This is a genomic window from Marinomonas sp. KMM3893, assembly GCF_004352855.1.
GTDB classification, from domain to species: Bacteria; Pseudomonadota; Gammaproteobacteria; order Pseudomonadales; family Marinomonadaceae; genus Marinomonas; species Marinomonas arenicola.
This window is the reverse complement of record NZ_SJSC01000007.1, coordinates 58533-85277: the sequence shown is the minus strand read 5'-3', so window position 1 is coordinate 85277 and position 26745 is coordinate 58533. Positions and strand designations below refer to the sequence as shown.

Below are 26745 nucleotides of genomic sequence, written 5' to 3'. Positions count from 1 at the left end.
ATGGCAGAAGAACAAAATCCAGATGCAGCAGGAATGGACGAAGATCTCGCTGATGAGTGGGCGGCGGCCATGTCTGAAGCAGGCGATGCTGGCGCCGAGGACAATCTTGATGATGAGTGGGCAGCCGCCATGTCCGAGCAAGATGTAAAGCCGGTTAAGCTGGAAGAGCTTTCTACACCATCAAGCTCGGGTGCCGATGTGGGGTCTGATCTTGATCTTATTATGGACATCCCCGTTACCTTATCAATGGAATTAGGCAACACGGAAATCGCCATACGTAACCTCATGCAGCTGACGCAGGGGTCTGTCGTAGAGTTGGATCGATTCGCTGGTGAACCATTGGATGTCTTGGTAAATGGTACCTTGATTGCCCATGGTGAGGTGGTGGTAGTAAACGACAAATATGGTATTCGCCTAACAGACGTTGTTAGTCCTAATGAGCGTATCAGACGATTGAAGTAAGCCTTGTGAAAACCTGTTTAAAGACAAGCGTTACCCTAATAACAGCCATGCTTAGCATGGCTGTTTCCTATGTGCATGCCGCAGTTCCTCAAGAAATGCCAACCACTTATTCTATTTGGAAAGTCGTGTTATCTCTGGCTTTTATTGTGGTGTTTATTCCCGCTTGTTTGTGGCTTGTTAAAAAGTTGCAAGTTACTCAAATGCGTTTTGGGCAGTCTGATATTCGAGTGGTTAGTAGCCAATCCTTAGGCGCTAAGGAAAAAATTGTCTTGATTGAAGTGGAAGGCGAAAAAATCTTGTTGGGAGTGACCTCTCAATCCATTAATCACCTTAAAAGCTTTTCAACCAACGGTAAGGCATTTGCGCAGGTAATGACTGAAGCGGAATCGAGTTCTCAGCTGGATGATGCAGATAAAGGAGCGGTATCATGATGCGTTTAGCGCTGCTCTGTCTATTGTTGTTTCCAACTCTGTCATGGGCGGAAGTCGGGCTTCCTGCGGTGAAAGTGGTGACCAACGCCGACGGTAGCCAGGATTATTCAGTATCCTTGCAGATTCTCTTTATCATGACTGCGCTGACATTGCTGCCAGCTGCATTGATGATGATGACTGCTTTTACCCGAATTATTGTAGTGTTGGCTATTTTGCGTCAGGCAATAGGTTTGCAGCAAACACCATCGAACCAAATCATGGTGGGTATGGCGTTGTTTCTGACCTTATTTATTATGACGCCAACCCTAGATAAGGTGAATGAAGTGGCGCTTCAGCCGTACTTGAAGGAGCAGATGACGTCGATTCAAGCGGTCGAAGCGGCGGCAACGCCTATGCGTGACTTTATGCTGGCGCAAACTCGTGAAGATGATATTGCGTTGTTTGTGAAGTTGGCCGGCAAAGAGGGAAAGATTCAATCATTAGAAACCTTACCGTTTACTATTTTGATACCAGCGTTTGTGACCAGTGAGCTGAAAACGGCGTTTCAAATTGGCTTTATGATTTTTATCCCTTTCTTGATTGTGGATATGGTTGTGGCGAGTGTTTTGATGGCAATGGGGATGATGATGCTATCTCCGGTTATTATCTCTTTGCCGTTTAAAATCATGCTCTTTGTAATGGTAGATGGCTGGTCTATGATTATGGGAACCCTAGCCGCCAGTTTTGGGATGTAGCCATGGATCCTCAAGTTGTTTTAGATCTTTATGGTCAGGGTTTTTATTTGATAGTGGTGATTGTAGGAGCCGTCATGGTGCCAAGTTTGTTGGTCGGGTTGTTGGTGAGTATTTTTCAAGCCGCCACACAAATCAACGAGCAGACATTGTCTTTCTTGCCGCGACTCATTGTTACTATTTTGGTTATCATGCAGTTGGGGCCTTGGATTTTAACCAAGTTAACGGACTTCACGACCAACCTGTTTATTAATATTCCAATGATAATCGGCTGATGCTTGATCTTAACCCTGATCAACTATTGAACCTTACTATCAGTTTTTTGCTGCCTTTTTTTCGCATAGGCGCATTTCTTATGGCGTTGCCGTTGTTTGGTAGTCGTTTGGTGAATGCGAAAGTGCGCGTCGCCTTTGCCTTTTTGATTGCCATTATCGTCACCCCTGTTATTCATGTGCCCGCTTACGATCCTATTTCTCCGGCTTTTATCGTTTTAATTGCTGAGCAATTGGTGATTGGTTTTGCTCTAGGGTTTGTTATTACCATTTTGTTCCAAGTGTTTTCCCTTGCGGGGCAATTGGCGGCAATGAAGGCAGGCCTTGGTTTTGCCATGTCGAATGACCCAGCCAATGGTGTATCTGTTGCCACCATGGGGCAGTACTATGTGTCCATGGTGGCGCTGGCGTTCCTGGGAACCGATGGTCACTTGGTGATGATTGAGTATTTGGCTGAGAGTTTTCAATACTGGCCGATCGGTGGCGGCTTCGATAGCCAACATTATTGGCAGCTGGTGTTACTGGGGGGCTGGATGTTTGAAAAAGCATTGTTGGTAGTGATGCCGTTAGCGATTGCGGTTCTGGTGATGAACTTTGCTTTTGGCGTGGTTGCGAAAGCCTCGCCTCAACTCAATATTTTTGCGTTGGGCTTTCCTATCATAATGCTGTTCTCTTTGTTCTTTTTCTGGATAATGCTAAAAGACTTTTTGGATATTTATCGCTTGTTTTTCCACGAAATAACAAGCTGGATGAAAGACGTGTGGGGGATTCGTTTGCATGGCTGAGAACGAAGACGGCAGTGAAAAGACGGAGAGTGCCAGTAGTAAGAAACTCGAAGACGCTCGAAAGAAAGGTAATTTACCTCGCTCTAAAGATCTGAGTGCAGCACTGCTGTTAGTTGTCGCCGCGGTGACGATTTACGGTACCGGCACCATGCTAACAAAAGACCTTGAGTCGGTGTTTGGCTTTAATTTTGTGATCGAGCGAGCCGATGTCTTTCAGTATGGCAGGATGGTCTTTCATCTTTACAGCTCCATTGTGTCTGTGATGGATTCGATGTTCGTGATGATGGCGATTTTGGCCGCCGCAGGCATAGTTGGCAGTATTTGCCTTGGTGGGTTGAATTTTTCTTGGGAGCCGTTGTTACCCAAGTTGAGCAAGATGAATCCCATTTCGGGATTAAAACGCATGTTTTCTGTGCAATCGCTGGTGGAGTTGTTGAAGTCGATTGCAAAGGTGACCTTGGTGGGTGGCGTTGCCGCCATTGTCATTACGCACTTTCTTGACGAAGCCTTAGGGCTGACGTTCCAATCGGTGCAAATGGCGATTGCTCACGGCGCCAGCATGGTTATTTGGTCGTTTGTGTTTGTGGCGTTGGCGTTGGTTTTTATTGCTGCTATTGATGTGCCGTTTCAGATATGGTCACACAAACAAAAGCTCAAAATGACCAAGCAAGAAGTCAAAGACGAATTTAAACAGCAAGAGGGTGACCCGCAAGTAAGGGGGCGGATTCGTCAATTGCAGCGTCAGGCCGCGATGAACCGCATGATGTCAGATGTGCCTCAAGCGGATGTTATTATCACTAACCCAACCCATTTCTCAGTGGCGTTACAGTATGATCAAAATGGAGGTAAGGCCCCAGTTATGCTGGCCAAAGGCAGTGACTTCATTGCTTTGAAAATACGAGAAGTAGGCAATCACTATGATATCCCTGTGATACAATCGCCCACCTTAACTCGAGCTATTTTTCACCATACAGAAATCGGCGAAGAAATTCCTCAGGGGTTATTTAAAGCCGTTGCTCAATTATTGGCGTATGTTTATCAGTTACGCAATGCGCGAAGTGGCGCGCCTCGCCCAGATGTAATGCCGAGTTTAGAAGTACCAGACGAATTTCAATGGGACGGCAAGTAGCCGTTTCAAATGAGTGTTTAATTTTAGTGGGATGTGTGTGTGATTTTTGACCGTCAAAAAATGACAGGGCAGTTTAAAGGAGCGGTCGCTGGGAATTTAGGGATCCCGATTTTACTACTGTCTCTTTTGGCAATGATGATATTGCCGGTTCCCGCTTTTCTGTTGGATGTGCTGTTTACGTTCAACATTGCCTTGGCCATCGTTGTTCTTCTTGTGGCTATTTATTCTTTACGTCCTCTCGATTTTGCCGTTTTCCCTACGGTACTACTGGTTTCCACACTAATGAGGTTGGCGCTAAACGTGGCCTCTACTCGAGTGGTTTTGCTTCATGGTCACGAAGGCCCGGATGCCGCAGGTAAGGTTATTCAAGCCTTTGGTGAAGTGGTTATTGGTGGCAACTATGTTGTGGGCTTCGTGGTTTTCGCCATCTTGATGATCATCAACTTTGCGGTGGTGACCAAAGGTGCTGGACGAATCTCTGAAGTAAGCGCGCGTTTTACCTTGGATGCGATGCCAGGTAAGCAGATGGCGATCGATGCCGATTTGAACGCAGGCATGATTGACGCGGATCAAGCCAAAATACGCCGGTCAGAAATTGCCTCTGAAGCCGAATTTTACGGTTCTATGGACGGTGCCTCAAAGTTTGTGAAAGGGGATGCGGTTGCGGGTCTGCTAATCTTAGGCATCAACATTATTGGTGGTTTGGCGATTGGTATGGCGCAGCATGATTTGACATTTGTTGAAGCAATCCAACGCTACTCATTGTTAACCATTGGTGATGGCTTAGTGGCGCAGTTGCCTTCTTTGATGCTGTCTACCGCGGCGGCCATTATGGTAACTCGAGTGAATGAGTCGGGTGACATGGGCGCGCAAGTATTCACTCAGATGTTCGGTTCGCCAAAGGCTTTGTATGTGGCCGCGGCGGTATTGACCATCATGGGGATTGTGCCTGGAATGCCGCACTTTTCGTTCCTTTCACTGGCCTTTTCATTGGGTGGGTTTGCGTATTATTTAGAGTATCGCAAGAAACAAAAAGCCTTGGCTGGCGTGAAAGGGCCGAGTAAGTCGAGCTCTTCCGATGTGGCACCTTCTTCTGAATCTAAGGACTTGAGTTGGGATGATGTGGCGCCAGTGGATATGTTGGGGCTGGAAGTTGGTTATCGGCTGATTCCACTGGTTGATAAGTCGCAAGGCGGTGAATTGCTGGCCCGAATTAAAGGGGTGCGTCGTAAGCTGTCCCAAGACCTTGGCTTTTTGGTGCCAAGTGTTCATATTCGCGATAATTTAGATTTGATGCCTAATGCCTATCGTGTGACCTTGATGGGGGTGAGTTTGGCAGAAGCCGAAGTGCACCCAGATAAAGATTTGGCGATCGACCCAGGTCAGGTGTTTGGCTCTATTGACGGCATTGCCGGTAAAGACCCTTCGTTTGGGTTGGATGCGGTGTGGATTGACCCGAAAAAACGTGACCAAGCACAAACTTACGGTTATACCGTGGTGGACGTGAGTACTGTGGTGGCAACCCATCTCAATCAAATTATGCACAAACACGCGTATGAATTGATTGGTCATGATGAAGTTCAGCAATTGCTCAGCTTGCTGAAGCAATACAATCCTAAGTTAGCGGAAGAATTGGTGCCAAATACGGTTCCTTTAAGTGTGCTTCTAAAAGTATTGCAGAACCTATTGATCGAAGGTGTGCCATTGCGAGATATGCGCACCATTGCTGAGGCCATTATGGGGGTTCAGCCGAAAACTCAGGACCCTATGGTGCTCACGGCGGCCGTGCGTACAGCGCTTTCTCGAATGATTATTCAGACATTGGCAGATGGCGTAGAAGAGATTCCGGTGCTGACGTTGGACCCTCAATTAGAGAAGATGCTCATGCAAACGGTGCAACAGAGTCAGCAATCTGGCATTAAGAATGAAGAAGCCTTGATTTTAGAGCCAAAAATGGCAGAACAATTGCAAAGCTCTTTGAAAGAATCTGCCGAACAGCAAGAAGCAATGGGCAATACGCCTATCTTGATTGTTTCTGCACCAATACGACCTATGTTGGCGCGCTTTATGCGCTATGGAATGGTAAATATGTCAGTATTGTCTTATCAGGAAGTGCCTGATCACAAAAGAATCACTGTGGTCGGTGTGATAGGTCAATAGTCTGTATTGATTGTAATGATTTACTATCTATATTTATCAAAACCTTTCGGGTAAGCTATGGATTTGTAAGAAAAATAAACTAGAAGGATTGTAGTATTCATGCAAATTAGGCGGTTTCGAGCACCCGACATGCGCCAAGCAATACGGAAAGTCCGTGATGCTGTGGGCCCTGACGCGGTCATTTTGTCGAACCAACGCCTAGCGACAGGGGAAATAGAGATTGTTGCAGCATTGGATTATGACGGCTCTTTGCCTTCTAGTATGGCCGAAAAGAAAGCGTCAACACCTTCTCCTCGTTCTGCCCAAGCGAAGCGACCTGAGCAGAATCAAGACCCGAGTGCAGAATATTTTGAACGTATAGAGCGAGCAAAGCAGTATTCGCCAGCTCAGCCTAGCGCACCAGAACCGCAGGCCGCTTCTTTTGATTTACCACCATTGCAAGAGGATCAAGAAGATCCGTTAGTGGAAGAGGCGCTGTCGCTAAAAAACCGAGACAACGCGCGTCAGATTCATGAAATGGAACTGGAGCTGCAACACGTTCGAGATATGTTGGAGCAACAGACCGCCGCTAACTCGAAAGTGAATCCGATTGAAGCTCAAGCGAGAGAGAAACTAAAGCGCTTGGGGTTATCTGACACTGTGATATCGCGCCTTTTAGACGATATTGATTTAAAAGGGCGAGAAGACGACTGGAATCGATTATTAGCTCATCTAGCGGATTACATTCCTATTCGTTCTAATAATAATGAATTACAGGGCTGTATTGCTTTTATGGGTCCGACGGGTGTGGGCAAGACCACGTCAATTGGTAAAATTGCCGCCCAACATGTATTGAAGCACGGCTCGGGAAGTGTGGTTTTAGTAACCACAGATACCTATCGAATTGCCGCTCATGAGCAACTTCGGACATTTGGTCGTATACTCAATGTCCCAGTTGAAGTTGTTAATGAGTATTCTGATTTAAACGAAGTGCTGGCAAAGTACTCAGATTATTCATTGGTGCTGGTTGATACGGCAGGGATGAATCCTCGGGATTCTAACCTAGAACGTCAGTTGTTAATGATGAAACGGGCGCGTGTCGGACTAAAGAAATTGCTTGTATTGCCTTGTACTAGCCAACGACAAGTATTGAAAACCGTCATCGATGTGTATTCTCAAGTGCAGTTAGATGGCTGTGTATTGAGTAAACTTGATGAGTCTGCCTCGCTAGGCGAAGCGATTAGTGTGGTTGTAGAGGAAGGGTTACCGGTTGTTTATATCGCTGACGGTCAACGCATTCCAGATGATATTGAGCCTGCACGGGCCCACAATTTAATTAGTCGAGCGGTATATACGGCAGAGCATTATAGTCAACTTTACGGTGCATTAAGATATGGCAGTTAGTAATATGGCGCTTGATTAGGTCAAGCCCCGAGCCAAAGTCTGTAGTACAGTTATTATGTGCATTGGATTCAAATAGTTAAAGGTTGTTTACGCTATAACTTATGCAAACCAAAAACGGATATAACACATACGCTAAAAAAGCGACCTTGTCAGTTGATGCTATTGTTGACCAGTATGGTTATTTAGTTAAAAAAATTGCGTATCATCTGTTGGCTCGCTTGCCAAACAGTGTTGATGTAAATGATTTAACACAAGCGGGAATGATGGGGTTGATTGAAGCCTATAAACGGTTTGAATCAAACAAAGGCGCTAGTTTTGAAACCTATGCTGGAATTCGCATTCGTGGTTCCATTATGGATGAGATTCGCAAAGCAGATTGGGCTCCTCGCTCCGTCAGACGAAATGGTCGTGCCGTATCGGCAGCGATACATGAGTTAGAATCTAAAGTTGGCCGTGATGTAACCGATATGGAAGTAGCGGCTCACATGGCCATTAGCATTGATGAATATCATGACATTATTCATTCATCAATGACCACTCAGCTATTCAGCTATGAAGAAATCATTGAAAGTGACAGTGGTGTCTTGGATGGCATGTCATCGGACGTTAATAGTACGCCCTATGCCATGACAGAAGAGAGTGGCTTTCAGGGGCAGTTGGCGAAAGAGATCGACTTACTCCCAGAAAGAGAAAAACTTGTATTATCTCTTTACTACAATGAAGAGTTAAATTTAAAAGAAATTGGCGCGGTGTTAGGTGTCAGTGAATCTAGAGTCAGTCAAATACACAGCCAAGCCGCGATGCGGTTAAAGGCTCGATTAAGTGACTGGCAGGACTAAATTATGTGTTTTGAAAGACTAACGTTAGAGTGTGGAGGGTGCATTGGATAAAAACATGAAGATCCTGATTGTTGATGATTTCTCGACAATGAGACGTATCATCAAAAACTTACTGCGGGATTTGGGGTTTACCAATACAGTTGAAGCGGATGATGGAACAACAGCGTTGCCGATTCTTCAAGCAGGCACAGTGGACTTTCTTGTGACCGATTGGAATATGCCAGGGATGACTGGAATCGAGTTGCTTCGTGCTGTTCGAGCGGATGAGAAATTAAAAAGCATCCCCGTTCTTATGGTAACGGCGGAAGCGAAACGTGACCAGATTATTGCAGCGGCACAAGCTGGTGTAAATGGCTATGTTGTTAAGCCTTTTACTGCGGTAGCTCTCAAAGAAAAAATTGAGAAAATATTCGAACGAATCGATGCGGCTAAATAAGGACTGTTGATGTCAAAGCAATCTGGATCTGAACTAGGAGATTTTGAAAACTTAGTTAGAGATGGTGCTGTTGATTTATTAAATCATTTGGAGACAGGTGATTTTAGTGGCGCTATTAAGATAATACAGGAACTGAGTGACGCTCGGCACAGTAGCTTTTATAAAGAGGTGGGCACATTAACACGCAGCCTCCATGATGCTATTCGAGATTTTCAAATCGATTCAATGGATTTAGTCGTAGGCGATAAAGCCAGTGATTCTGGAACCAAGATCACGGATGCGTCTGATCGCCTAAATTATGTCATTGAACTAACGAGTTCTGCTGCTAACAAAACCATGGATATGGTAGATAGTAGTATGCCTGTTGCCAGTGAATTGCAGGCTCAAGCAAAAGAATTACGGAAGGATTGGGGCCGATTGATTCAACGTGATCTCACGCCGCAAGAATTTCGTGAGTTATACAAGCGTATTGATGTTTTTTTACAATATGCGGATAACAGTGCCACCGCTTTACACTCCAACCTCAACACCATTCTCTTAGAGCAAGGCTACCAAGATCTTACGGGTCAGGTTATTGCTAGAGTGAATGATTTAATTCGAGATGTAGAAGAACGCCTTGTTCATCTTGTTGCTGTTGCAGGACGCGTTGATAGTATCTCCGGGATTCAATACGAAGAGAAAGAGGCAGAACACGATGACACTCGTGGACATGGCCCAGCTATTAATAAACAAAACAACCCTGAAGTACTAAATAGTCAAGACGAAGTAGACGACTTGCTATCAAGTCTTGGTTTCTAAAAGGAGCTGAGGATGAGTTTCGAGGTCGATGAAGAAATTCTGCAGGATTTTTTGGTAGAAGCTGGCGAACTGCTTGAACAGCTTTCCGAACAATTAGTAGATCTAGAGCAAAACCCAGATGATAAACAGCTACTTAATGCTATTTTTCGTGGTTTTCACACCGTCAAAGGCGGCGCGGGTTTTCTCCAGTTAACCGCTTTAGTAGATTGCTGTCATTACGCGGAAAGTGTGTTTGATATCTTGCGCAATGGTCAGCGTAAAATTGATTCAGAGTTAATGGATGTCGTATTACAGGCGTTAGATGCTGTAAACGAAATGTTTGATACCGTACGGGCAGGTGGTGAACCTGAACGTGCAGATCCTGACTTAATCAGTGCATTAAGTGCGTATGCTGTGCCACCAAGCGAAGCGGAAATGGCGGCAGACGAAGCGCCTGAGGTGAACGACAGTGCAGAGGAGGAGTCTTCTGTGTTGAGTGATGCTTCAGAGCAAGGCGATGCCGTTGAGCACAATGATATTTCTGACGACGAGTTCGAATCTTTACTCGATGCTTTAGGGGGAGGCGATTCTAGCAATGCAGAATCCATACCGTCCGGCGAGGTAACAGGTTCAGATGATATTACCGAAGACGAATTCGATGCCTTGCTTGATCAACTTCATGGTTCAAGTGCACCGGGTATTTCTGCCGAAGAGTCAAAGCCGGCTGAGCCGATTGCTGAGTCGTCTGGTGCCGATGAAATAACAGAAGATGAATTTGAGAAACTGCTTGATCAACTCCATGGTAGTAATGCACCAGGGCAGGTTGAAGAGGCGAAAGAAGCCCCATCTTCAGATAAAGCGGCAGAGGAAAAAGCGTCTGTTTCGACCGAAGGCGACTTGATAACAGAAGATGAATTTGAATCTTTATTAGACAGTTTGCACGGTAAAGGCCAGGCGCCGAAGGCAACCGCTGAGACGAATGCCGCTGAAACTAAAGCGGAAGCGCCTCAGAAGAAAGCGGAAAAAGCGTCTGCCCCGAAACCTGCTGCTAAGCCAGCGGTTGAGAAAAAACGCACGGAGCCGGTGAAAGAAAAATCGAGCAATTCTCCGGTGACGCAAGAAGCCACGGTTCGTGTAGATACGAAGCGACTTGATGACATTATGAACATGGTTGGCGAGCTTGTCTTAGTTCGAAATCGCTTGGTACGTTTAGGCCTACAAAGCGAAGACGAGTCTATGGGCAAAGCGGTGGCTAACCTGGATGTAGTGACAGGCGATTTGCAGAACGCGGTCATGAAGACGCGAATGCAGCCGATCAAGAAAGTCTTTGGTAAGTTCCCTCGAGTGGTTCGAGATCTGGCTCGAAACTTGAAGAAAGAAGTCAATCTTGAGCTGCGTGGCGAAGAGACAGATTTAGATAAAAACCTAGTAGAAGCCCTTGCTGATCCATTGGTGCATTTGGTCCGAAACTCGGTTGACCATGGTGTCGAAGTGCCGGATGTTCGTGAAGCCAATGGTAAGCCTCGAGTTGGTCATGTGGTGCTTTCTGCAGAGCAAGAAGGCGATCATATACTCTTGTCCATCGATGATGATGGCGCGGGTATGGACCCTGATGTACTGCGTCGTAAAGCCGTTGAAAAAGGCTTGATGGACATGGACGCGGCAGAGCGTTTGTCGGATGACGAAGCCTTTAATCTGATTTTTGCGCCTGGTTTCTCGACAAAAACTGAAATCACGGATGTGTCAGGACGTGGTGTGGGAATGGACGTTGTTAAAACGAAAATTTCTCAATTGAATGGCACCCTACACATTCAGTCTGTGTTAGGGCAAGGGTCACGCTTTATCATTAAAGTGCCTCTAACGCTGGCGATTATGCCCACCTTGATGGTGACTTTATCGGATCAAGCGTTCGCTTTCCCATTGGTGAGTGTGAATGAAATATTCCACTTAGATCTACAGAAAACCAATGTGGTTGACGGTCAGCAAGTGGTGGTTATTAGGGGTAAAACCCTGCCGATTTTCCACCTGAAAAGTTGGCTGATAAAAGGCGAAGGCAAGCAAACAGAGCCAAAAGAAGCCCATGTGGTGGTGGTTCAAGTTGGCACCAGTGAAGTTGGCTTTGTTGTGGATCAGCTAGTCGGCCAAGAAGAAGTGGTTATTAAGCCACTGGGCAAAATGCTACAAGGCACGGTAGGCATAGCGGGAGCGACAATTACAGGTGATGGTCGTATTGCATTAATTCTCGATGTGCCGAGCATGATCAAAAGCTATGCATCAAGGTAGATAAGATTTTTATTTAGGGGTAGCGCGTTATGCCGGTTAAGGTTCTGGTCGTAGACGATTCAGGTTTTTTTCGACGTCGTCTCGTTGAGATTTTTGAGGCCGATCCTAGGCTGACGGTTGTTGGAACCGCCAATAATGGTCGTGAAGCGGTAGACAAAGTGCAATCTTTGTCGCCTGATGTTGTTACCATGGATTATGAAATGCCGATTTTGGATGGCATTTCAGCGGTGACGAATATCATGAAGTTGAAGCCGACACCGGTTCTTATGTTTTCATCATTGACGCACGAAGGTGCGAAGGTGACATTGGATGCATTAGAAGCCGGGGCGGTTGATTTTATGCCAAAGAATTTCGAGGACATTTCTCGGGATTCTGCGGTGGTAAAACGGACTTTGGTTGAAAGGGTATTGGCGGTTGCTCGTACTCGACTTGCCGGCACGAGAGCGCCGGTTCGTAGTCTAGAACCTAGAGTGGCTCCGAAGCCGATCGTGACCGATCGTGGGGTGATTATTCCTCGCGCACGCAAACGAGTAAGTCTAGTGGCAATTGGTACGTCAACGGGCGGTCCTATGGCCTTGCAGATGGTGTTGAGCAAATTGCCTAAGGATTTTTCAGCGCCATTGGTGGTGGTACAGCATATGCCTGCCGCGTTTACCGGCGCGTTTGCTGAACGGCTCAATAACATCTGTCAGATCACAGTGAAAGAGGCAAAAGATGGCGACCGTCTTTTGCCTGGTGTGGCGTTACTGGCGCCAGGTGGAAAGCAAATGATGGTTGACCCACGCAACGGTGGTTGTGTGCGAATACTAGAAGGCGATGAGCGACTTAATTATAAACCCTCCGTGGATGTAACATTTGGCTCTGCCTCAAAATGTTATCCGGGAAAAGTCCTTTCCGTGATTATGACGGGGATGGGGGTAGACGGTCGAGAAGGGGCTCGAATGTTGAAAAGCTCTGGGTCGACCGTTTGGGTTCAAAGTGAAGCGTCGTGTGTTATTTATGGTATGCCGATGGCGGTTGAGAAGGCGAACCTTGCGGATGACATCATAGACCTTAATCATATTGGTGAACGAATTGCTCGTGAGGTTTCTTAGTGGATTTTGTCACCTTAGCAGGACTGTTACTCGCTTTTAGCTCGGTTTTTCTAGCGAATTGGTTAGGTGGAGGGGAAGTTGTTCTTCTTCTTAACCTGCCTTCCGCTATTATTGTCATTGTTGGAAGTGTTGGCGCCACCTTAATGCAGAGTAGTATTCAAGATGCTCTGCGCGCCTTTTATCTTGCTAAGTGGAGTCTGTTTCCACCTGTTTACGACTTTTCGTTTGCCAGAGCTTACCTTATTGAGCTGGCGCAAAAAGCCCGCCGTACTTCTTTATTTTCCTTAGAGTCTGACATAGCCTCCTTTCCGAACCCTTTTGCTGCCCGTGCTTTGCAGATGGCAATTGATGGCACTGACCCTGAATTATTAGCCGATCGCTTGCACGATGAAGCGAACCGGATTCATGATAAACGCATGGCAAGTGTCCGCTTTTTAGAATCGATCGGCGGGTATGCGCCGACCTTAGGTATTATGGGATCGGTACTGGGTCTGATTCAGGCAATGGCGAATTTAGACAGCCCGTCTGCGCTCGGCCATGGTATTGCGGTGGCGTTTGTGTCAACGCTATACGGACAAGGGTTTGCTAACCTGGTTATTTTTCCTATCTCTAAAAAATTGTCTTCTTATGTCGATCAAGAGCTGCTTTACCATCAGTTAATTATTGATGGTGTGCATGGCATAGCAACAGGCAAACACCCACAACGTTTAGACATAGAGTTGAATAGTTATGAGTGATGAAGGGGCTCATTCCTCACGTCGTCGGCGAGTGCGCAGAAGCAGCGCTTCTGATGGCGCGCAAGGAAGAGACCGCTGGATTCTTTCGTACGCTGACTTTATCACCTTGCTGTTTGCTTTCTTCGTTGCCTTATATTCAATTTCTCTAAAAACACAGGGCAATGATCGACGCCTGACAGAGACGCTCAATGGGGTCTTTGATGCGGTGCAAAAGTCCGTTAAGCCAATCAATATTGGTCAGCCGATTATTGGTGATCCCAAAGATCAAGATGCCGTGGATGCGCAGCCGATACCTTCTAATCCTCCTAATATGGAAGTAAAAGCCCCAGATCCAATTCCAGAGAGCGGTGTCCCTCAGCCAACAATCTACGATGTATTAGATCGCGTCATCAGCAGCGACTTTCAATCGTTGCAGCAGTCAGGGCAAGTCTCCATCACAGAGTCACCGCAATGGGTTAATTTGGAGTTGAAATCCGCCCTGTTATTTGGGGAAGGTGAGTATCAGCTGACGAATGAAGCGGTGGCGTTATTGATCGTCATTAGTAATATTTTAAAAAGCTACCCAGCCCCTATTTTAGTGGATGGTAATACCGATAATCTTCCCGTCACATCGCAGCGTCTTATCTCAAATTGGCATTTGTCCAGCTTAAGAGCGTCTTCGGTGGTAGAGGAGCTTGTTTATCGAGGCGTTGACCCTAAACTTATTGCGCCGATTGGTTTCTCTAGTGAGCATCCGAAGGTGCGCAATAGCAGTGATGCTGCGCGTCAGCAAAATCGACGCGTCGTACTTAGGATTAGTAAAACGCAGGCGGCAAATCTATATGATTACTTGTTTAAGTAGTCACTTACTGTATATGATTGCAATGAAATAGTAAGCAAAATAACAGCATAGGATCTCAGGGGACTCAGAGTGCACATTTGGGCAGTGGCAAATCAAAAGGGAGGGGTAGGCAAAACCACAACAGTGGTTTCCTTAGCTGGCCTATTGGCAGATGCCGGAAACAGAGTATTAATGATCGATTTGGATCCACATGGCTCATTAACCAGTTATTTTCGCTTTGATCCAGATTCTATAGAGCACAGTGCTTATGACCTTTTTCAGGTAAATGGCAAAATCCCTAATAGCCTACCTGGACAGCTTATTTTAGAAACAGGCCATCCGAATTTATCATTGTTGCCATCCTCGACGGCACTTGCAACGCTTGAGCGTCATGCTCAAGCCCAAGGTGGTATGGGCTTGGTGATGTCTAAAACTCTGGCCATTTTATGGGACGATTACGATTATGTCTTGATCGATAGCCCACCGGTACTGGGTGTGTTGATGATCAATGCGTTGGCGGCTTGTCAAAAGTTGGTGATACCAGTACAAACAGAGTTTCTGGCGATAAAAGGCTTAGAGCGAATGGTTCGTACGCTGACGATGATCAATCGTGCGAGAAAGCGTCCGGTACCGTATATTATCGTGCCAACCTTGTTTGATAGAAGAACCCAGGCATCCAATAAAAGCTTACGTAGCTTGAAAGATACCTACGATGAATTGGTCTGGCATTCTGTGATTCCTGTAGACACAAAATTAAGAGATGCGAGTACGGCAGGGGTTGCTCCGTCAGCATTAGACGCGAATGCTCGGGGCGTGAAAGCTTATGAGAGTCTTATGAGCACCTTACTGAATCCGGCGGATTAGACCAGGGTTATGAAAGAGACGAAAACGAAAGACAGTATGATTGCTCCGCAGCTTGCGGTGCAGCGCTATTTAGATGATTTACTACAAGAAGCGACCATTGATGAGTCGCCGGCTGAGGTAAATGATCAAGCTACAGACAATACGGCTGGGTCTGATGACGACGTATTATTAGAAGAGGAACCGTCAGACGACCATCTTGATCATTCGATAGATGCTTCCTTTGCGGATTTTGAAGCCGCCATCGCCAATATGCCGGATGAACGCTTGCCAGTGAGCGAACAAGACGCTGACACTGTTAATGAGCCAGAGCCAGAGCCAGAGCCAGAGCCAGAGCCAGAGCCAGAGCCAGAGCCAGAGCCAGAGCCAGAGCCAGAGCCAGAGCCAGAGCCAGAGCCAGAGCCAGAGCCAGAGCCAGAGCCAGAGCCAGACAGAATTGCGTACTAGCGTTGCAAAAACAGAACCTTTGCCTTGGGCAACCGGACGTTTTGAATGCTTACTGTTTTATGTCGGCGGTTTAAAAATGGCAGTGCCATTGATTGAACTTGGCGGTATTTTCCAAAGCAGCGATGAGAAGTTAACGTCTATTTTTGGTCAGCCAGATTGGTTTATGGGTGTTGCTAATGTGGGAGATTTTAATCTACGCTGTGTGGACACCGCCCGTTGGGTTATGCCGAATCATTATAAAGGCGAGCTCAAAGAGCATTTTAAATTTGTGATTCAGCTCGATCGATCCGACTGGTCATTAGGGTGTGAGCGAGTTGCAGAGGCAATTTCTTTGCAGCCATCACAAGTGAAATGGCGTAGTGATAGAAGCAAAAGACCCTGGTTGGCGGGCACTGTGATCGACCACATGTGTGCCATACTGGACGTACAAGGGTTTATTGAATTGTTAGATGATCCAGATAATGGCTTTAAAAAGCCGCTTAAATAACAGTGTATTAATTGTTTGATGATCTTGAGGAATGAGTGTGACAACAACAGGTAGAGCACTAAAAGAGTCTAAGCAAGCAGAAGACCCAATGTTGCAATGGGTGACGTTTCGATTGGAAAATGAAACCTACGGCGTCAATGTTATGCAGGTCAAAGAGGTGTTGCGTTATACCGATATTGCACCGGTACCGGGCGCACCGAGCTTTGTTCTTGGTATCATTCATTTGCGTGGGACTGTGGTGACCGTAATGGACACTTGTCAGCGATTTGATTTGCCTTCAGGCGAAATCACTGACACCACTCGCATCATGATCTTAGAAGTAGAAGGGCATGTCGTTGGGATCTTAGTGGACGCGGTTTCTGAAGTGGTGTACTTGCGCCAGTCAGAAATAGAAGTGACACCAAATGTCGGTAATGATGAAGCATCGAAATTTATTCAAGGTGTGTGCCATAAAAATGATACCCTGCTTATTTTAGTGGACCTTGATAAGCTTCTTTCTGAAGATGAATGGTCTGAAATAGGCTCAATGTAAGTTCGAAGGTAGCAGCACCCAATGGAATCTCAATGGTTATTTAACCTTCTGCTCATTCTGCAATTTGTCATGTTATTGGCATTGGCGGTGTGGGCGATGCGTTTATCGAAGCGCATTAAACAGATGAATATTCAGCACCAAAATGAAACGGTGAACCAAAAGAAACAGGTGCAGGTATTGGCATCAGGTTCGATTGGCATGGGACGACGTTTGGTGGCCATTGAGAAAAAACTAAACATGGCGGTTGAAAGGCAGTCCGAACTTCTTTCGAAAGAAGGCAGCGTTTCTTATAATCGTGCCATGGAGCTGTTAGAAATGGGCGCAACGATCGACGACCTCGTGTCTAAATGTGGCTTAATACGAGCCGAGGCTGAGTTGATCAGCCTATTGAAAAAAGAGTCACGACATAACTCTGATTACCATTAATTAACGCGTCTCGCCATTTTTGGATTTTAGTTTTGTGGCCAGTTATTTTTAATATTATGGGCAAAGGCAATAATCTCGGCGACCGCTAGATATAATGCTTCCGGAATTTCTTCACCGAGCTCAAGAGTGCTTAACATCTCGACTAGCTCAGGGCTTTGGTGAAGCACCACATCATTCTCTTTGGCAACCGCCATGATACGTTCCGCTAAATAACCAGAGCCTTTGGCGGCAATGGTTGGGGCTAGGCTGTAGTCATACTTCAGAGCGACGGCTTTTTTCATTAGGTCCTCACATCGATTAACGAGGTTTGAGTAGGGCTTTTTAGCTTATCTTCTGACAACGTTGTCTGAAACACGTCGAGCCTTTGTACTTCAATATTCTTCTCAATAAGCTGTTGTTTCAAGTCTGCCATTTGGTGTTTGATAGCCGCTATTGTTGCTGCGTCTTCGGCGGCAAATAAGATGCCGACTTTATTTTCCTGAATTCCGGCCCTTGCCTCGAATCGTCCTGTTTCTTCAAAATCAAAGTTAAGTTTTACTAACCAGCGTCGTTCGTGATCCTGTGCGTTGTCATCTTGTGCCTCTTGATCTATTTGTAGTTGCACTAGACTGGTGTTCTGGTGGTCCTTGATCGGCAGTTCTATGTACAAGGGGTACGTTTGCGCATTGACCTGATTAAGGTCTGAAAAATGCCGCAATTGGTTTGTGGTGATTCGTTCAATAGCGTTGGCGACTTGTTCGGTTGGGAAGTTGGAAGAACGTTGGCTCAGCGAGTCATTGGTCGCGTTCTCCAATCGAGTTAGGTTCATCTTAAGGTCTGTATTCAGAGCGGCTGCATTGGTGTTTTTTAATAAGGATTCAGAAAATTGGCCGCTGGTTTGAATCGCTTGCTTCATAGCGTCAGGAGATTGAGTGAGTTGCTCTAGGGCGGGCAGGCTTTGGATTAACTGAGCAAGCGCCCGTTGTGATTGAGGAGATAAGGACGCCGGTGAGGCATTATGGGTGGCCTGCAACTGCTTGATCAGTTGAGCCATTTCAGGTGCGGACAATTGCTGAGGTAAACTTTGTTTTAAAGCATCAATTTGCGGTGGTGTTGTTGCCAGTTTACTTGGGATGACTTGCAGCTGATTGTTTGCATCGAGCAGAACTCGAATTTTTTCGCCTGGTTGCAGAGGTGTTTGGCTGGCGATTTGAAACTGATTGTGGCCATCAGAAACTTGCGTTAGATGACTGCCATTGCTGTTGGTTGAGGCCGCTAAAGTCGTTAAGGTGATCATGCGTGACGCAACACTGAGGTTATTGATTGTGCTGTTTACGCCATTTGGTTTGTTATCCGAGAACGTTAAGCTGGCTTGGTTTTGCGCTGCGCGTGTGAGTGTGGCGGTTTGTTGACCGTCAACGGCTATTCTTGGGCCAGTATTGATCAAGGTAATTGGCTGTTGCTGGCTTGTTGTTACACTCAGCAGTTGGGCGGGTTTTCCTTGAAAGGATAAGGTCTCGCTGCCTTGAACCCGTATCAGGCTTAACTCTTTGATTAATTTGATTTCACTTTGCAATTGGCTGATGGTGCCGGTCTGCGCAGTTAAGCTTGAAGGCGCCTTATTTGATAGAGCTTGATGGTTGGTGCTTTTGATATCAGGAATCATTCTGCATTCCGCTCGTTCGTTATTTTAAGACGTTTCACATATAATGAAGGCGTTTTAGCGCTTGCTTCAATGCGATTAAGCGGCGCTTACTATTTTATCGGCCCACATGGACATATCTTTTGCATTCTGTTGCTACTTTAACCATATCAGATTTATGGGTTGAACGAGGAGAAAGCGATCTACTGAATGGATTGTCTTTTTCTGCTCGATCGGGTGACCTTGTTCATATCACCGGGGCAAATGGTGCGGGTAAAAGTACGTTTTTCAAAGCGCTTTTAGGTTTGCTGCCAATATTGAGTGGCAGCATGACATTTAATGGTGAATCCTTGGCGCAGGGACGTCATCGTTTTCTTAATAATGTGCTCTATATTGCTCACTCTGCTGGGTTGAATAGCGCGCTCAGCGTGCTTGAAAACCTACGTTGGTATGCGCCAGATTGTACCCAGGATAAGATCGAGCAGGTGCTAACAAGGTTATCCTTAGCCGCGTTTTCTGAGACTCAGTTGCAAGCCCTGTCAGCGGGGCAAGTACGACGAGTCGCATTGGCTCGCCTCTGGTTATCGGAAAAACAAATTTGGTTACTGGATGAGCCCTTTACGGCTTTGGATCAGACTTTAATTGGTTTATTGGAAGAAAAAATGGCGGCTCATGTGGCATCGGGCGGCATGATTATTTTGGCCTCGCATTTACCCTTAGCGAACCTTCCATATTTGCAAGTGGAATTGTCGCCGTGACCTATTTTTCGTTTTTCAAAGCCGAATGCTTAGCGCTTTTTTACACCAAACAACGTGTTGTAAATGCCTTGCTTTTTTTTGTGATGGTGGTGGTGTTGTTTCCGTTAGGGATTGACCCTTCAGCTGAGTTTTTATCGCCTGTTGCAGGTGGTATTATCTGGTGTGCTGCCGCCTTGTCTGTGGTGATTTCTGTCGAAAGTATGTACAAAGAAAGCTACTTGGATGGCACATTAACTCAGCTGATTGTGAGTGGTTTGTCATTGCCTTGGCTGATCTTAATCAAGGTGGGCGTTTATTGGGGGGCCATGATGCTTCCCTTGTTATTGCTAACACCAGTGTTTGCACAGATGCTGTTTTTGCCATCGGATAGCCTGTTTATGCTACTCGCCACTTTGTTGCTCGGTACGCCTGGGTTGTTTCTGATTGGCAGCATCGGTGCCGCTCTGACCGTATCGTTAAGGCAGGGGGCTATGTTGATGGTATTACTGATACTGCCTTTCTATTTCCCGATTATTATTTTCTCAACAGCGGCGATTAAAGCGATGCAGCTTGGCTTACCTTATGGTGGCTTGTTAGCGTTGTTGGGGGCTATTTCATTATTAGCGTTGGTGGTGTCGCCAGTGATGACTTCTTTGTGTATTAAAGCGAGTGTGCGTTAATGAACTGGATCTGGTTTCATAAATTAGGGTCGCCTAAATGGTTTTACCAATGGTCTAGTAAGTGGGCTTTGCCCGTATTTTCTATGGGTTTATTGGCGATGCTGGTTGGTGTTGGGTGGGGCTTAGGTTTTGCTCCGACCGATTACCAGCAGGGCGACACTTATCGAATTATTTATCTGCATGTTCCGGCCGCCGTGTTGGCAGAGTCTTGCTACCTCTCTTTGGGGGTTGCGGGTTTTGTGTATTTGGTTTGGCAAATGAAAATGGCGCCCATATTCATCAAGTCGATGGCGCCGATTGGTGCCGCGATGGCCGCCATTGCGTTATTGTCAGGGGCTATTTGGGGCAAGCCAACATGGGGCACTTGGTGGGTGTGGGATGCACGGCTGACCTCTGTTCTTGTTTTGTTCCTCTTATATATGGGTATTATTGCCCTGCAAAACACCTTAGAGGACGCGGCTTTAGCCAACCAAGCAACGGCGATTGTCAGTGTGCTTGGGCTGATCAATTTGCCGATTATTAAGTACTCGGTGAACTGGTGGAACACATTACATCAACCTGCGTCGTTTAGTTTGACCGAAAAACCTGCGATGCCGATGGAGATGTGGCTGCCCTTACTGATCGCCGTTATTGGGTTTTATTGCTTAGTGGTTGGGCTTGTGATGTGGCGTATGCAATCTGAGATTCTGTTGCGTGAGCGTCGTACTCAATGGGTGAAGGAAAAGGTGATGAATCATGGCGTTTAATAGTCTGGCTGATTTCCTGACAATGGGAACTCATGGGGCGTTTGTGTGGTCAACTTACGGCTTGGTTTTGTTGATCTTGGCAAGCTTGATATTGAATACTGTCCAGGGTCGCCGCAAGGTGATTCGACAGCTAAAGAAACGTTATTTAAGAGAGTCTGATTCCTAGTGCACGCCATCCGAAAAAAGCGCCTTATTACGCTTGCTGTTATTCTTTTTATTCTCAGTGCCGCTCTTGGTTTGGTTCTGTATGCGCTTCAGCAAAACATTAACTTATTTTATTCACCGACCCAGATTGCGCTAGGCGAAGCGCCTGAAAATACGACGATACGCGCAGGCGGTATGGTCGTAAAAGGCAGCGTAAAACGCGATGCCAATACACTGGCCGTCACCTTTGCCGTCACCGATTTTAAGCATTCTGTGCAGATCCAATACCAAGGCATACTCCCTGATTTATTCCGCGAAGGCCAAGGCATAGTTGCCCAAGGGAAAATGCTCAGTAATGGTGTGTTTTCTGCGTCCCAAGTGCTGGCTAAGCACGATGAAAAATACATGCCACCAGAAGTGACAGAGGCGTTAGAAAAAGCGCAGCAACAAACCAATCCTACTTCCTCATCTACTCTTGAACGTTAGGCTTTTATGATTCCCGAAATTGGACACTTTGCATTAATACTGGCGTTGTTCTTCTCGCTTTGTCTGTCGGTTGTTCCGTTAATTGGCTATTGGCAAAAAAACAGAGTGCTACTGCATACCGCGCGCCCACTGACTTACCTGATGTCGTTTTTTGTTCTGGTAAGTTTTTTGGTGCTGGCTCTGTCGTTTATGACGGACGATTTTTCTGTGTTGTACGTTAGCCAAAATTCAAACAGTCAGCTGCCTATTTGGTATAAGTTTAGTGCTCTGTGGGGAGGGCATGAAGGCTCGCTTTTGCTGTGGATATTGATCTTATCAGGGTGGAGTTCGGCGGTCGCATTGAAAAGTGTTTCTTTGCCAAAAGATGTCGGCCCCGTGGTATTGAGCGTATTAGGAATGGTGTCATTGGGCTTTTTGTCCTTCATGCTGTTTACCTCCTCGCCTTTTGTGAGAGCGTTACCCGATGCGCCGCTGGATGGCCGCGATTTAAACCCCTTGTTGCAAGATATTGGACTGATTATTCACCCACCCATGCTCTACATGGGGTATGTGGGCTTTTCGGTGGCCTTTGCCTTTGCTATTGCTGCCTTGATCACTGGTAACCTCAATGCTTCTTGGGCGCGCTGGACAAGGCCTTGGACCTCATTATCTTGGGCGTTTTTAACGCTCGGTATCACTTTAGGCAGTTGGTGGGCGTATTACGAACTTGGCTGGGGCGGTTGGTGGTTTTGGGACCCAGTAGAAAATGCCTCCTTTATGCCTTGGTTAGCGGGCACGGCGCTTGTGCATTCATTGGCGGTGACAGAAAAGCGTGGGGTGTTTAAAAGCTGGACCGTATTACTGGCTATTTTTACGTTTAGTTTGTCCTTATTGGGCACCTTTTTGGTGAGATCTGGCGTGCTGACCTCGGTGCACGCCTTTGCCGCTGACCCAACTCGTGGCATCTATATTCTGATGTTGTTGGTGATCTTGATTGGTGGCAGCTTATTGCTTTATGGACTGCGAGCGAGCCAAGTCCGAGCCAGTGCCACCTTCGGTGTTACGGGGCGTGAAGCTTGGTTGCTGCTCAACAATATCTTGCTAACTGTACTGACGCTGACTGTTTTATTAGGCACCTTATACCCACTGATTTTCGATGTGTTGGGGTTAGGGCGAATTTCAGTGGGGGCACCGTATTTTAATACCGTTTTTTCTCCTATTGCTCTGCTGCTGATTGTGTTTATGGCGATTGGTCCCTTCTCTAAATGGCATCATACAAAGGCATCATTGTTGCTGAATGCGATTCTGTTGCCGGCGGTGTTGGCGATCGTTGTGGCTGGCCTGCTGAGTTATGTTTATGCCTTAGGGATGATGGCTTGGCTCACCTTAAGTGTCGCCCTATGGTCGGCGTTGCTGATCGCAAAAGATTGGTTTGTGAAGGTGTCTGCGGGAACCAAGGGTATTATCCCTAGGGCGAGACAATTACCTCGAAATTATTACGGAATGATGATTGCCCATCTGGGTATGGTGGTAACGCTTATTGGCATTCTGTTGGTCAGCACCAGCAGCCATGAGTCGACGGTTAAATTGTCGCCAGGGGAGTCGGTGTCGTTTGCAGGCTACGACTTTCATTTTGATGGTATTTCTCATTTGAAAGGGCCGAATTACCTGGCAGATCGTGGCGTTATATCAGTGTCTAAAAACGGTGATTTTGTGGCCTTACTACAGCCTGAAAAACGTTTTTATTCGACCAGCCGACAGATAATGACAGAAGCGGGATTGGACGCCGGATTTACCCGAGACCTTTATGTTTCCCTAGGGGAAAAATTATCAGGAGAAGCGTGGGGCATTCGTCTTTATGTGAAAGCATTTGTGCGCTGGATTTGGCTAGGTGGTTTGATGATGATGTGTGGCGGCTTGTTGTCTGCTTTAGACAAACGCTACCGTAAAACGGTGAGAGGTAATAATGCGTAAATTGCTCGTTTTTCTCCCATTTATCGTTTTCATTGGCTTAGGGAGTGTGTTGTACAAGCAATTGGGCACCAATCCTGAATACATGCCTTCGGCCTTGATTGGTAAGCCTGTGCCTGACTTTAAACTCGTTTCCTTGCAAACGGATACCGTCCAAGACCAGACCAGCTTGCCTAAACAAGCGTACTTGCTGAATTTTTGGGCTACTTGGTGTCCGACTTGTGAAATGGAACATGCTTATTTAAGGACGTTGGCCAAGCAAGGTATTCCTATTGTCGGCATCGATTACAAAGACGACAAGCATAAAGCTCAGCAGTGGCTCGCGACCAGGGGCAACCCTTATCAATGGGTACTGACCGATGAATTGGGCAAGTTCGGGGTCGATATGGGAGTGACTGGCGCCCCCGAGACATTTGTGGTGAACAGCAAAGGGATTATTGTTTACCGTTATCAGGGCGCATTGGACGATAGGGTGTGGCAAGAAATGAAAGGCTATTTAAAATGAAACTGATAAAACTCGCGTGTCTGATGATGGCTTTTCTGCTGTCTTCTTATTCGTTTGCAGACACCTTGATGACGTTTAGTTCTGAGTTGAATCAGACTCGTTTTCAGTCTTTGGCAAAAGAGCTGCGTTGTCCTAAATGCCAAAACCAAGATTTAGCCGATTCTCAAGCAGGCATCGCCAAGGATTTGAGAATACAAATTCATGAGATGATCGAACAAGGTAAAACAGACCAGGAAATTGTCGATTATATGGTGGCTCGTTACGGTGACTTTGTTTTATATCGACCAAAATATTCTGCGGCAACGTCTATTTTATGGGTAGGGCCTGCGGCATTTTTGATTATCGGTTTGGTGGTGTTTGCAGGGGTGGTGTATCGCAATAAGAAACGCAGAGCGGGGAAAGCATTATGATACTGCTGTGGCTCGTAATGGCATTGATGATAGCGGCAAGCCTAGTGTATTTTTTTGTTTCTCTACAGAAAAATCTTTCCAATGATGATGGCGAAAAGGCGGACAGCTTTGCTGCTATTCGTAGCGAAGAAATCGCCAATGAACAAGAAGTTGGACGTTTGACTGGTCAAGAAGCTGAGGCCTTGTTGAAGGATTTACAGAGCGAAACGCAGCACGCTCAGTCAATGGATGAGTTTGTGCCTCGTCATCGTTCGTTTTTGCCCAACCTCGTCTCGACAAAATATACCCTGTTAGGCATTTTTGTTTTAGTCAGCTTAGGGAGTGTGACTCTCTATCAGTCTTTGGGTTATGCCAAAGACGTGGCTTTTTCTCAGGCGCTGGCTGCCAAAAACACGACGCCAAAAATGACCCTCGATTTTTTGAAGTACCGAAGCGAGCGCTATGATCGAGCGGAAGATTGGTATTATCTGGCGAATGATTTCATGTCTTCAGGGGAATACGCTCAAGCGATGGGGGCTTTCCAAGCCGCGCTGGTGAAACTTCCTGAAGGCAGCGCAGACCAAGCGGAAGTATTGGTGAGATACGCACAAGCCATTTTTTATAACAATGGCAATGTAAGCAGTCCTGAAATGGAAAAGGTGGTCGATAAGGTTTTGGCACTGGAGCCTAAAAATGCCACGGCGTTAGGCTTGAAAGGGGTAGCGGCGTTTGATCATAAGGCTTATCTGAAAGCGGTGTTAACGTGGCAAGATGCCGCTCGATACAATGATAATGCCCTTGAGAGACAGACTTTGTTAGGCGCCATTCAAAGTGCGCGACAAGCAGGTGGCATTAGTTATCAGCAGGTCCCAGCGTTAGTTACTCGTCAAATTGCCCTTCGAGTGATCTGGGATAAAAGCAAAATACAATGGCATTCGGACGACGTCTTATTGGTCTATGCGCTGGCGCCAGGATCAAACATGCCGGTGGCAATACGACGTGTTTACCCTCAAGACTTAAATCGACCTGTGATCTTAACGAATCTTGATAATTTAATGTCAAAACAATCGTTAGAAGACGTCGGGAATGTTGATCTTGTTGTAAAACTATCGAAGATTACCGCAAAAGACCTGACAAAAGGTCAGGTAATCGGTATAAAAAAAGCCGTACCTTCAAACACTAAGGCGATTTATGCAATCAATGTGACCTTATAATTGAATCCTAAGGCGCTTCGTTTGATAATAGCGTTAACTTTATTGATCTAATTCGGAAAAATGCAATGGAATTTAGCTTGCGTGAGTGGCTAATCTTAATTGGTGTTGTCATTATTGTGGCAATACTAATAGATGGATTTCGTCGATATAAAAAAGGCCAACAATTCAGCCAAGATGATGACGACGATGACTTCGTTGATCCTGAAGAGTTGGCGCGTGAAGCCATGGTGAGACGAGAGCTGCCAAATGGTGGCGCGCGTCCTGTTGGGGAGGCGAAACGTCAAACGTCAAACCCGATTACGAACGCCTTTGAAAATGCCCGTCAAACAGTCAATGCTCCGCTTGCCGATCTACCTCATAAGGTGGATTCTGGTCCGACATTAGAGCGTGATGAGAATCTGCATCTTGATGAGCTGGCCTCACTTGTGCCGGATCGGGAAGAAGATTCAGGGCGTTATACTGAGCAAAACTACGCAGACGAACCGCTTGATGAGTATCCGTCAGAGGCGCGTAATGATGAGTTTGATGATCTAGATATCGGCCATGACGACGTTCATGAAACGGCGGACGACACGGATTATGAACGTGATTATTCTAGTGTTGATGTCGACCAAATCACGCCGCAAGGCAATGGCTACGATTTGGATGAAAGCGACTCAGACAACGATGACGCCGCGGAAATCGAAGAAGTCATTGTGATTAATATTTTTGCGCCAGAAGGCAAAACTTTTTCCGGTATTGAGCTGCTGCAGTTAGTCCTTAATTGCGGTATGCGTTTTGGCGATATGGATATTTTCCACCGTCACGAAGAAGGGTTTGACCGTGGGCGTGTGCAATTCAGCATGGCCAACGCCATTGAGCCAGGCACCTTTGATCTTGACACTATGGGCGAAGGGGATTGCCCTGGTGTGAGTTTCTTCATGGGATTACCTGGGCCGAAAAACAGCATGAAAGCGTTTGATTTCATGTTGGAAACAGCGCAAGCATTAGTGCGTAATCTAGGTGGTGAATTACGCGATGAGCGTCGGAGCCCAATGAGTGAGCAAACCATTGCGCACTGCCGTCAGCGAATACGTGACTTTGAACGTCGGCGCTTGATGAAGCACAAACCTTAATCTTTTTATCAAGGCCCTGAGGGGCCTTGATTGTTTCTCCCTCCTGTACGGTTTTATTTCGAGTTT

The 26745-nt window shown here is 46.3% G+C and carries 32 protein-coding genes; 30 read left to right on the top strand and 2 right to left on the bottom strand.

Annotation, left to right across the window (positions count from 1 at the left end):
• The 20 genes from fliN (at position 1) to E0D71_RS15130 (ending at position 17092) form a co-directional block, all read left to right on the top strand.
• The gene (gene fliN / locus E0D71_RS15220; RefSeq protein WP_133004163.1) at positions 1-462 is read left to right on the top strand and encodes a flagellar motor switch protein FliN; all 462 of its coding nucleotides are present in this window, start codon (positions 1-3) and stop codon (positions 460-462) included.
• A gap of 5 nt (positions 463-467) precedes the next feature.
• Positions 468-893, top strand: a complete 426-nt coding sequence (gene fliO / locus E0D71_RS15215; RefSeq protein WP_243712048.1) for a flagellar biosynthetic protein FliO — start codon at positions 468-470, stop codon at positions 891-893.
• Complete coding sequence (fliP, locus tag E0D71_RS15210) at positions 890-1627, top strand: flagellar type III secretion system pore protein FliP (RefSeq protein ID WP_133004162.1); 738 nt, start codon at positions 890-892, stop codon at positions 1625-1627. Before fliO ends, fliP begins: the two co-directional genes overlap by 4 nt.
• 2 nt (positions 1628-1629) lie before the next feature.
• Positions 1630-1899, top strand: a complete 270-nt coding sequence (gene fliQ, locus E0D71_RS15205; RefSeq protein ID WP_133004161.1) for a flagellar biosynthesis protein FliQ — start codon at positions 1630-1632, stop codon at positions 1897-1899.
• Complete coding sequence (fliR, locus tag E0D71_RS15200; protein WP_133004160.1) at positions 1899-2681, top strand: flagellar biosynthetic protein FliR; 783 nt, start codon at positions 1899-1901, stop codon at positions 2679-2681. Before fliQ ends, fliR begins: the two co-directional genes overlap by 1 nt.
• Positions 2674-3810 (top strand): flagellar biosynthesis protein FlhB, encoded by a 1137-nt coding sequence (gene flhB, locus E0D71_RS15195; protein ID WP_133004159.1) that lies wholly within the window; start codon positions 2674-2676, stop codon positions 3808-3810. Before fliR ends, flhB begins: the two co-directional genes overlap by 8 nt.
• Positions 3811-3870: 60 nt before the next feature.
• Positions 3871-5970 (top strand): flagellar biosynthesis protein FlhA, encoded by a 2100-nt coding sequence (flhA, locus tag E0D71_RS15190; protein ID WP_133004272.1) that lies wholly within the window; start codon positions 3871-3873, stop codon positions 5968-5970.
• Between the two features lie 99 nt (positions 5971-6069).
• On the top strand, positions 6070-7353 hold the full coding sequence (gene flhF, locus E0D71_RS15185) for a flagellar biosynthesis protein FlhF (RefSeq protein WP_133004158.1): 1284 nt from the start codon (positions 6070-6072) through the stop codon (positions 7351-7353).
• Positions 7354-7454: 101 nt separating this feature from the next.
• Positions 7455-8192 carry an RNA polymerase sigma factor FliA gene (locus E0D71_RS15180; protein WP_133004157.1) on the top strand — a complete coding sequence of 246 codons (738 nt, stop codon included), beginning with the start codon at positions 7455-7457 and terminating at the stop codon, positions 8190-8192.
• A gap of 43 nt (positions 8193-8235) precedes the next feature.
• Positions 8236-8628 (top strand): chemotaxis response regulator CheY, encoded by a 393-nt coding sequence (cheY, locus tag E0D71_RS15175; RefSeq protein ID WP_133004156.1) that lies wholly within the window; start codon positions 8236-8238, stop codon positions 8626-8628.
• A 9-nt stretch (positions 8629-8637) separates the two neighbouring features.
• Entirely contained in the window at positions 8638-9426 is a 789-nt protein-coding gene (locus E0D71_RS15170) for a protein phosphatase CheZ (RefSeq protein WP_133004155.1), read from the top strand.
• Between the two features lie 12 nt (positions 9427-9438).
• Complete coding sequence (locus E0D71_RS15165) at positions 9439-11688, top strand: chemotaxis protein CheA (RefSeq protein ID WP_133004154.1); 2250 nt, start codon at positions 9439-9441, stop codon at positions 11686-11688.
• Positions 11689-11717: 29 nt separating this feature from the next.
• Positions 11718-12782: a chemotaxis response regulator protein-glutamate methylesterase gene (locus E0D71_RS15160; RefSeq protein WP_133004153.1), complete on the top strand. Its 1065-nt coding sequence runs from the start codon at positions 11718-11720 to the stop codon at positions 12780-12782.
• Complete coding sequence (locus tag E0D71_RS15155) at positions 12782-13519, top strand: flagellar motor protein (protein WP_133004152.1); 738 nt, start codon at positions 12782-12784, stop codon at positions 13517-13519. The genes E0D71_RS15160 and E0D71_RS15155 overlap by 1 nt, the downstream gene beginning before the upstream one ends.
• Positions 13512-14360, top strand: coding sequence for an OmpA family protein (locus E0D71_RS15150; RefSeq protein ID WP_133004151.1), 849 nt, complete (start codon positions 13512-13514; stop codon positions 14358-14360). The genes E0D71_RS15155 and E0D71_RS15150 overlap by 8 nt, the downstream gene beginning before the upstream one ends.
• A 69-nt stretch (positions 14361-14429) precedes the next feature.
• On the top strand, positions 14430-15203 hold the full coding sequence (locus E0D71_RS15145) for a ParA family protein (RefSeq protein ID WP_133004150.1): 774 nt from the start codon (positions 14430-14432) through the stop codon (positions 15201-15203).
• A 9-nt stretch (positions 15204-15212) separates the two neighbouring features.
• Entirely contained in the window at positions 15213-15647 is a 435-nt protein-coding gene (locus E0D71_RS17505) for a hypothetical protein (protein WP_243712046.1), read from the top strand.
• Positions 15637-16134 carry a chemotaxis protein CheW gene (locus E0D71_RS17500; RefSeq protein WP_243712045.1) on the top strand — a complete coding sequence of 166 codons (498 nt, stop codon included), beginning with the start codon at positions 15637-15639 and terminating at the stop codon, positions 16132-16134. The genes E0D71_RS17505 and E0D71_RS17500 overlap by 11 nt, the downstream gene beginning before the upstream one ends.
• 88 nt (positions 16135-16222) lie before the next feature.
• On the top strand, positions 16223-16666 hold the full coding sequence (locus tag E0D71_RS15135; RefSeq protein WP_243712054.1) for a chemotaxis protein CheW: 444 nt from the start codon (positions 16223-16225) through the stop codon (positions 16664-16666).
• 21 nt (positions 16667-16687) lie between these two features.
• Entirely contained in the window at positions 16688-17092 is a 405-nt protein-coding gene (locus E0D71_RS15130) for a DUF2802 domain-containing protein (protein WP_133004148.1), read from the top strand.
• 26 nt (positions 17093-17118) lie between these two features.
• On the opposite strand, the gene E0D71_RS15125 is transcribed toward E0D71_RS15130, so the two are convergent.
• Together E0D71_RS15125 and E0D71_RS15120 are read right to left on the bottom strand one after the other, a co-directional pair.
• Positions 17119-17373 carry an EscU/YscU/HrcU family type III secretion system export apparatus switch protein gene (locus E0D71_RS15125; protein WP_133004147.1) on the bottom strand — a complete coding sequence of 85 codons (255 nt, stop codon included), beginning with the start codon at positions 17371-17373 and terminating at the stop codon, positions 17119-17121.
• A complete protein-coding gene (locus tag E0D71_RS15120; protein ID WP_133004146.1) occupies positions 17373-18737 on the bottom strand; it encodes a flagellar hook-length control protein FliK in 1365 nt (454 codons plus the stop codon). The genes E0D71_RS15125 and E0D71_RS15120 overlap by 1 nt, the downstream gene beginning before the upstream one ends.
• Positions 18738-18856: 119 nt before the next feature.
• Here E0D71_RS15120 and ccmA point away from each other — a divergent pair, with 119 nt between their 5' ends.
• The 10 genes from ccmA to zipA all read left to right on the top strand — a co-directional run bounded on the left by ccmA (position 18857) and on the right by zipA (position 26679).
• Positions 18857-19471: a cytochrome c biogenesis heme-transporting ATPase CcmA gene (gene ccmA / locus E0D71_RS15115; RefSeq protein ID WP_165943015.1), complete on the top strand. Its 615-nt coding sequence runs from the start codon at positions 18857-18859 to the stop codon at positions 19469-19471.
• Positions 19468-20130, top strand: coding sequence for a heme exporter protein CcmB (gene ccmB, locus E0D71_RS15110; RefSeq protein ID WP_133004144.1), 663 nt, complete (start codon positions 19468-19470; stop codon positions 20128-20130). The genes ccmA and ccmB overlap by 4 nt, the downstream gene beginning before the upstream one ends.
• Positions 20130-20876 (top strand): heme ABC transporter permease, encoded by a 747-nt coding sequence (locus E0D71_RS15105; RefSeq protein ID WP_133004143.1) that lies wholly within the window; start codon positions 20130-20132, stop codon positions 20874-20876. The genes ccmB and E0D71_RS15105 overlap by 1 nt, the downstream gene beginning before the upstream one ends.
• A complete protein-coding gene (gene ccmD / locus E0D71_RS15100) occupies positions 20866-21042 on the top strand; it encodes a heme exporter protein CcmD (RefSeq protein WP_133004142.1) in 177 nt (58 codons plus the stop codon). The genes E0D71_RS15105 and ccmD overlap by 11 nt, the downstream gene beginning before the upstream one ends.
• Entirely contained in the window at positions 21042-21506 is a 465-nt protein-coding gene (gene ccmE / locus E0D71_RS15095) for a cytochrome c maturation protein CcmE (RefSeq protein WP_133004141.1), read from the top strand. The genes ccmD and ccmE overlap by 1 nt, the downstream gene beginning before the upstream one ends.
• Before the next feature lie 6 nt (positions 21507-21512).
• On the top strand, positions 21513-23459 hold the full coding sequence (locus E0D71_RS15090) for a heme lyase CcmF/NrfE family subunit (protein ID WP_133004140.1): 1947 nt from the start codon (positions 21513-21515) through the stop codon (positions 23457-23459).
• Positions 23452-23961, top strand: a complete 510-nt coding sequence (locus tag E0D71_RS15085) for a DsbE family thiol:disulfide interchange protein (RefSeq protein ID WP_133004139.1) — start codon at positions 23452-23454, stop codon at positions 23959-23961. The genes E0D71_RS15090 and E0D71_RS15085 overlap by 8 nt, the downstream gene beginning before the upstream one ends.
• Positions 23958-24371, top strand: a complete 414-nt coding sequence (locus tag E0D71_RS15080) for a cytochrome c-type biogenesis protein (protein WP_133004138.1) — start codon at positions 23958-23960, stop codon at positions 24369-24371. The genes E0D71_RS15085 and E0D71_RS15080 overlap by 4 nt, the downstream gene beginning before the upstream one ends.
• A complete protein-coding gene (locus E0D71_RS15075; RefSeq protein ID WP_133004137.1) occupies positions 24368-25564 on the top strand; it encodes a hypothetical protein in 1197 nt (398 codons plus the stop codon). The genes E0D71_RS15080 and E0D71_RS15075 overlap by 4 nt, the downstream gene beginning before the upstream one ends.
• Before the next feature lie 65 nt (positions 25565-25629).
• On the top strand, positions 25630-26679 hold the full coding sequence (gene zipA, locus E0D71_RS15070; RefSeq protein WP_133004136.1) for a cell division protein ZipA: 1050 nt from the start codon (positions 25630-25632) through the stop codon (positions 26677-26679).
• Positions 26680-26745 lie beyond the last annotated feature (66 nt).

What these genes read in the sequence shown, in the direction of transcription:
- fliN (WP_133004163.1), top strand. Translation starts at nt 1, where the DNA reads ATGGCAGAAGAACAAAATCCAGATGCAGCAGGAATGGACGAAGATCTC.
- fliP (WP_133004162.1), top strand. Translation starts at nt 890, where the DNA reads ATGATGCGTTTAGCGCTGCTCTGTCTATTGTTGTTTCCAACTCTGTCA.
- fliQ (WP_133004161.1), top strand. Translation starts at nt 1,630, where the DNA reads ATGGATCCTCAAGTTGTTTTAGATCTTTATGGTCAGGGTTTTTATTTG.
- fliR (WP_133004160.1), top strand. Translation starts at nt 1,899, where the DNA reads ATGCTTGATCTTAACCCTGATCAACTATTGAACCTTACTATCAGTTTT.
- flhB (WP_133004159.1), top strand. Translation starts at nt 2,674, where the DNA reads ATGGCTGAGAACGAAGACGGCAGTGAAAAGACGGAGAGTGCCAGTAGT.
- flhA (WP_133004272.1), top strand. Translation starts at nt 3,871, where the DNA reads ATGACAGGGCAGTTTAAAGGAGCGGTCGCTGGGAATTTAGGGATCCCG.
- flhF (WP_133004158.1), top strand. Translation starts at nt 6,070, where the DNA reads ATGCAAATTAGGCGGTTTCGAGCACCCGACATGCGCCAAGCAATACGG.
- E0D71_RS15180 (WP_133004157.1), top strand. Translation starts at nt 7,455, where the DNA reads ATGCAAACCAAAAACGGATATAACACATACGCTAAAAAAGCGACCTTG.
- E0D71_RS15170 (WP_133004155.1), top strand. Translation starts at nt 8,638, where the DNA reads ATGTCAAAGCAATCTGGATCTGAACTAGGAGATTTTGAAAACTTAGTT.
- E0D71_RS15165 (WP_133004154.1), top strand. Translation starts at nt 9,439, where the DNA reads ATGAGTTTCGAGGTCGATGAAGAAATTCTGCAGGATTTTTTGGTAGAA.
- E0D71_RS15160 (WP_133004153.1), top strand. Translation starts at nt 11,718, where the DNA reads ATGCCGGTTAAGGTTCTGGTCGTAGACGATTCAGGTTTTTTTCGACGT.
- E0D71_RS15150 (WP_133004151.1), top strand. Translation starts at nt 13,512, where the DNA reads ATGAGTGATGAAGGGGCTCATTCCTCACGTCGTCGGCGAGTGCGCAGA.
- E0D71_RS17505 (WP_243712046.1), top strand. Translation starts at nt 15,213, where the DNA reads ATGAAAGAGACGAAAACGAAAGACAGTATGATTGCTCCGCAGCTTGCG.
- E0D71_RS15135 (WP_243712054.1), top strand. Translation starts at nt 16,223, where the DNA reads ATGTTGCAATGGGTGACGTTTCGATTGGAAAATGAAACCTACGGCGTC.
- E0D71_RS15130 (WP_133004148.1), top strand. Translation starts at nt 16,688, where the DNA reads ATGGAATCTCAATGGTTATTTAACCTTCTGCTCATTCTGCAATTTGTC.
- E0D71_RS15125 (WP_133004147.1), bottom strand. Translation starts at nt 17,373, where the DNA reads ATGAAAAAAGCCGTCGCTCTGAAGTATGACTACAGCCTAGCCCCAACC.
- E0D71_RS15120 (WP_133004146.1), bottom strand. Translation starts at nt 18,737, where the DNA reads ATGATTCCTGATATCAAAAGCACCAACCATCAAGCTCTATCAAATAAG.
- E0D71_RS15105 (WP_133004143.1), top strand. Translation starts at nt 20,130, where the DNA reads ATGAACTGGATCTGGTTTCATAAATTAGGGTCGCCTAAATGGTTTTAC.
- ccmD (WP_133004142.1), top strand. Translation starts at nt 20,866, where the DNA reads ATGGCGTTTAATAGTCTGGCTGATTTCCTGACAATGGGAACTCATGGG.
- E0D71_RS15090 (WP_133004140.1), top strand. Translation starts at nt 21,513, where the DNA reads ATGATTCCCGAAATTGGACACTTTGCATTAATACTGGCGTTGTTCTTC.
- E0D71_RS15085 (WP_133004139.1), top strand. Translation starts at nt 23,452, where the DNA reads ATGCGTAAATTGCTCGTTTTTCTCCCATTTATCGTTTTCATTGGCTTA.
- E0D71_RS15080 (WP_133004138.1), top strand. Translation starts at nt 23,958, where the DNA reads ATGAAACTGATAAAACTCGCGTGTCTGATGATGGCTTTTCTGCTGTCT.
- E0D71_RS15075 (WP_133004137.1), top strand. Translation starts at nt 24,368, where the DNA reads ATGATACTGCTGTGGCTCGTAATGGCATTGATGATAGCGGCAAGCCTA.
- zipA (WP_133004136.1), top strand. Translation starts at nt 25,630, where the DNA reads ATGGAATTTAGCTTGCGTGAGTGGCTAATCTTAATTGGTGTTGTCATT.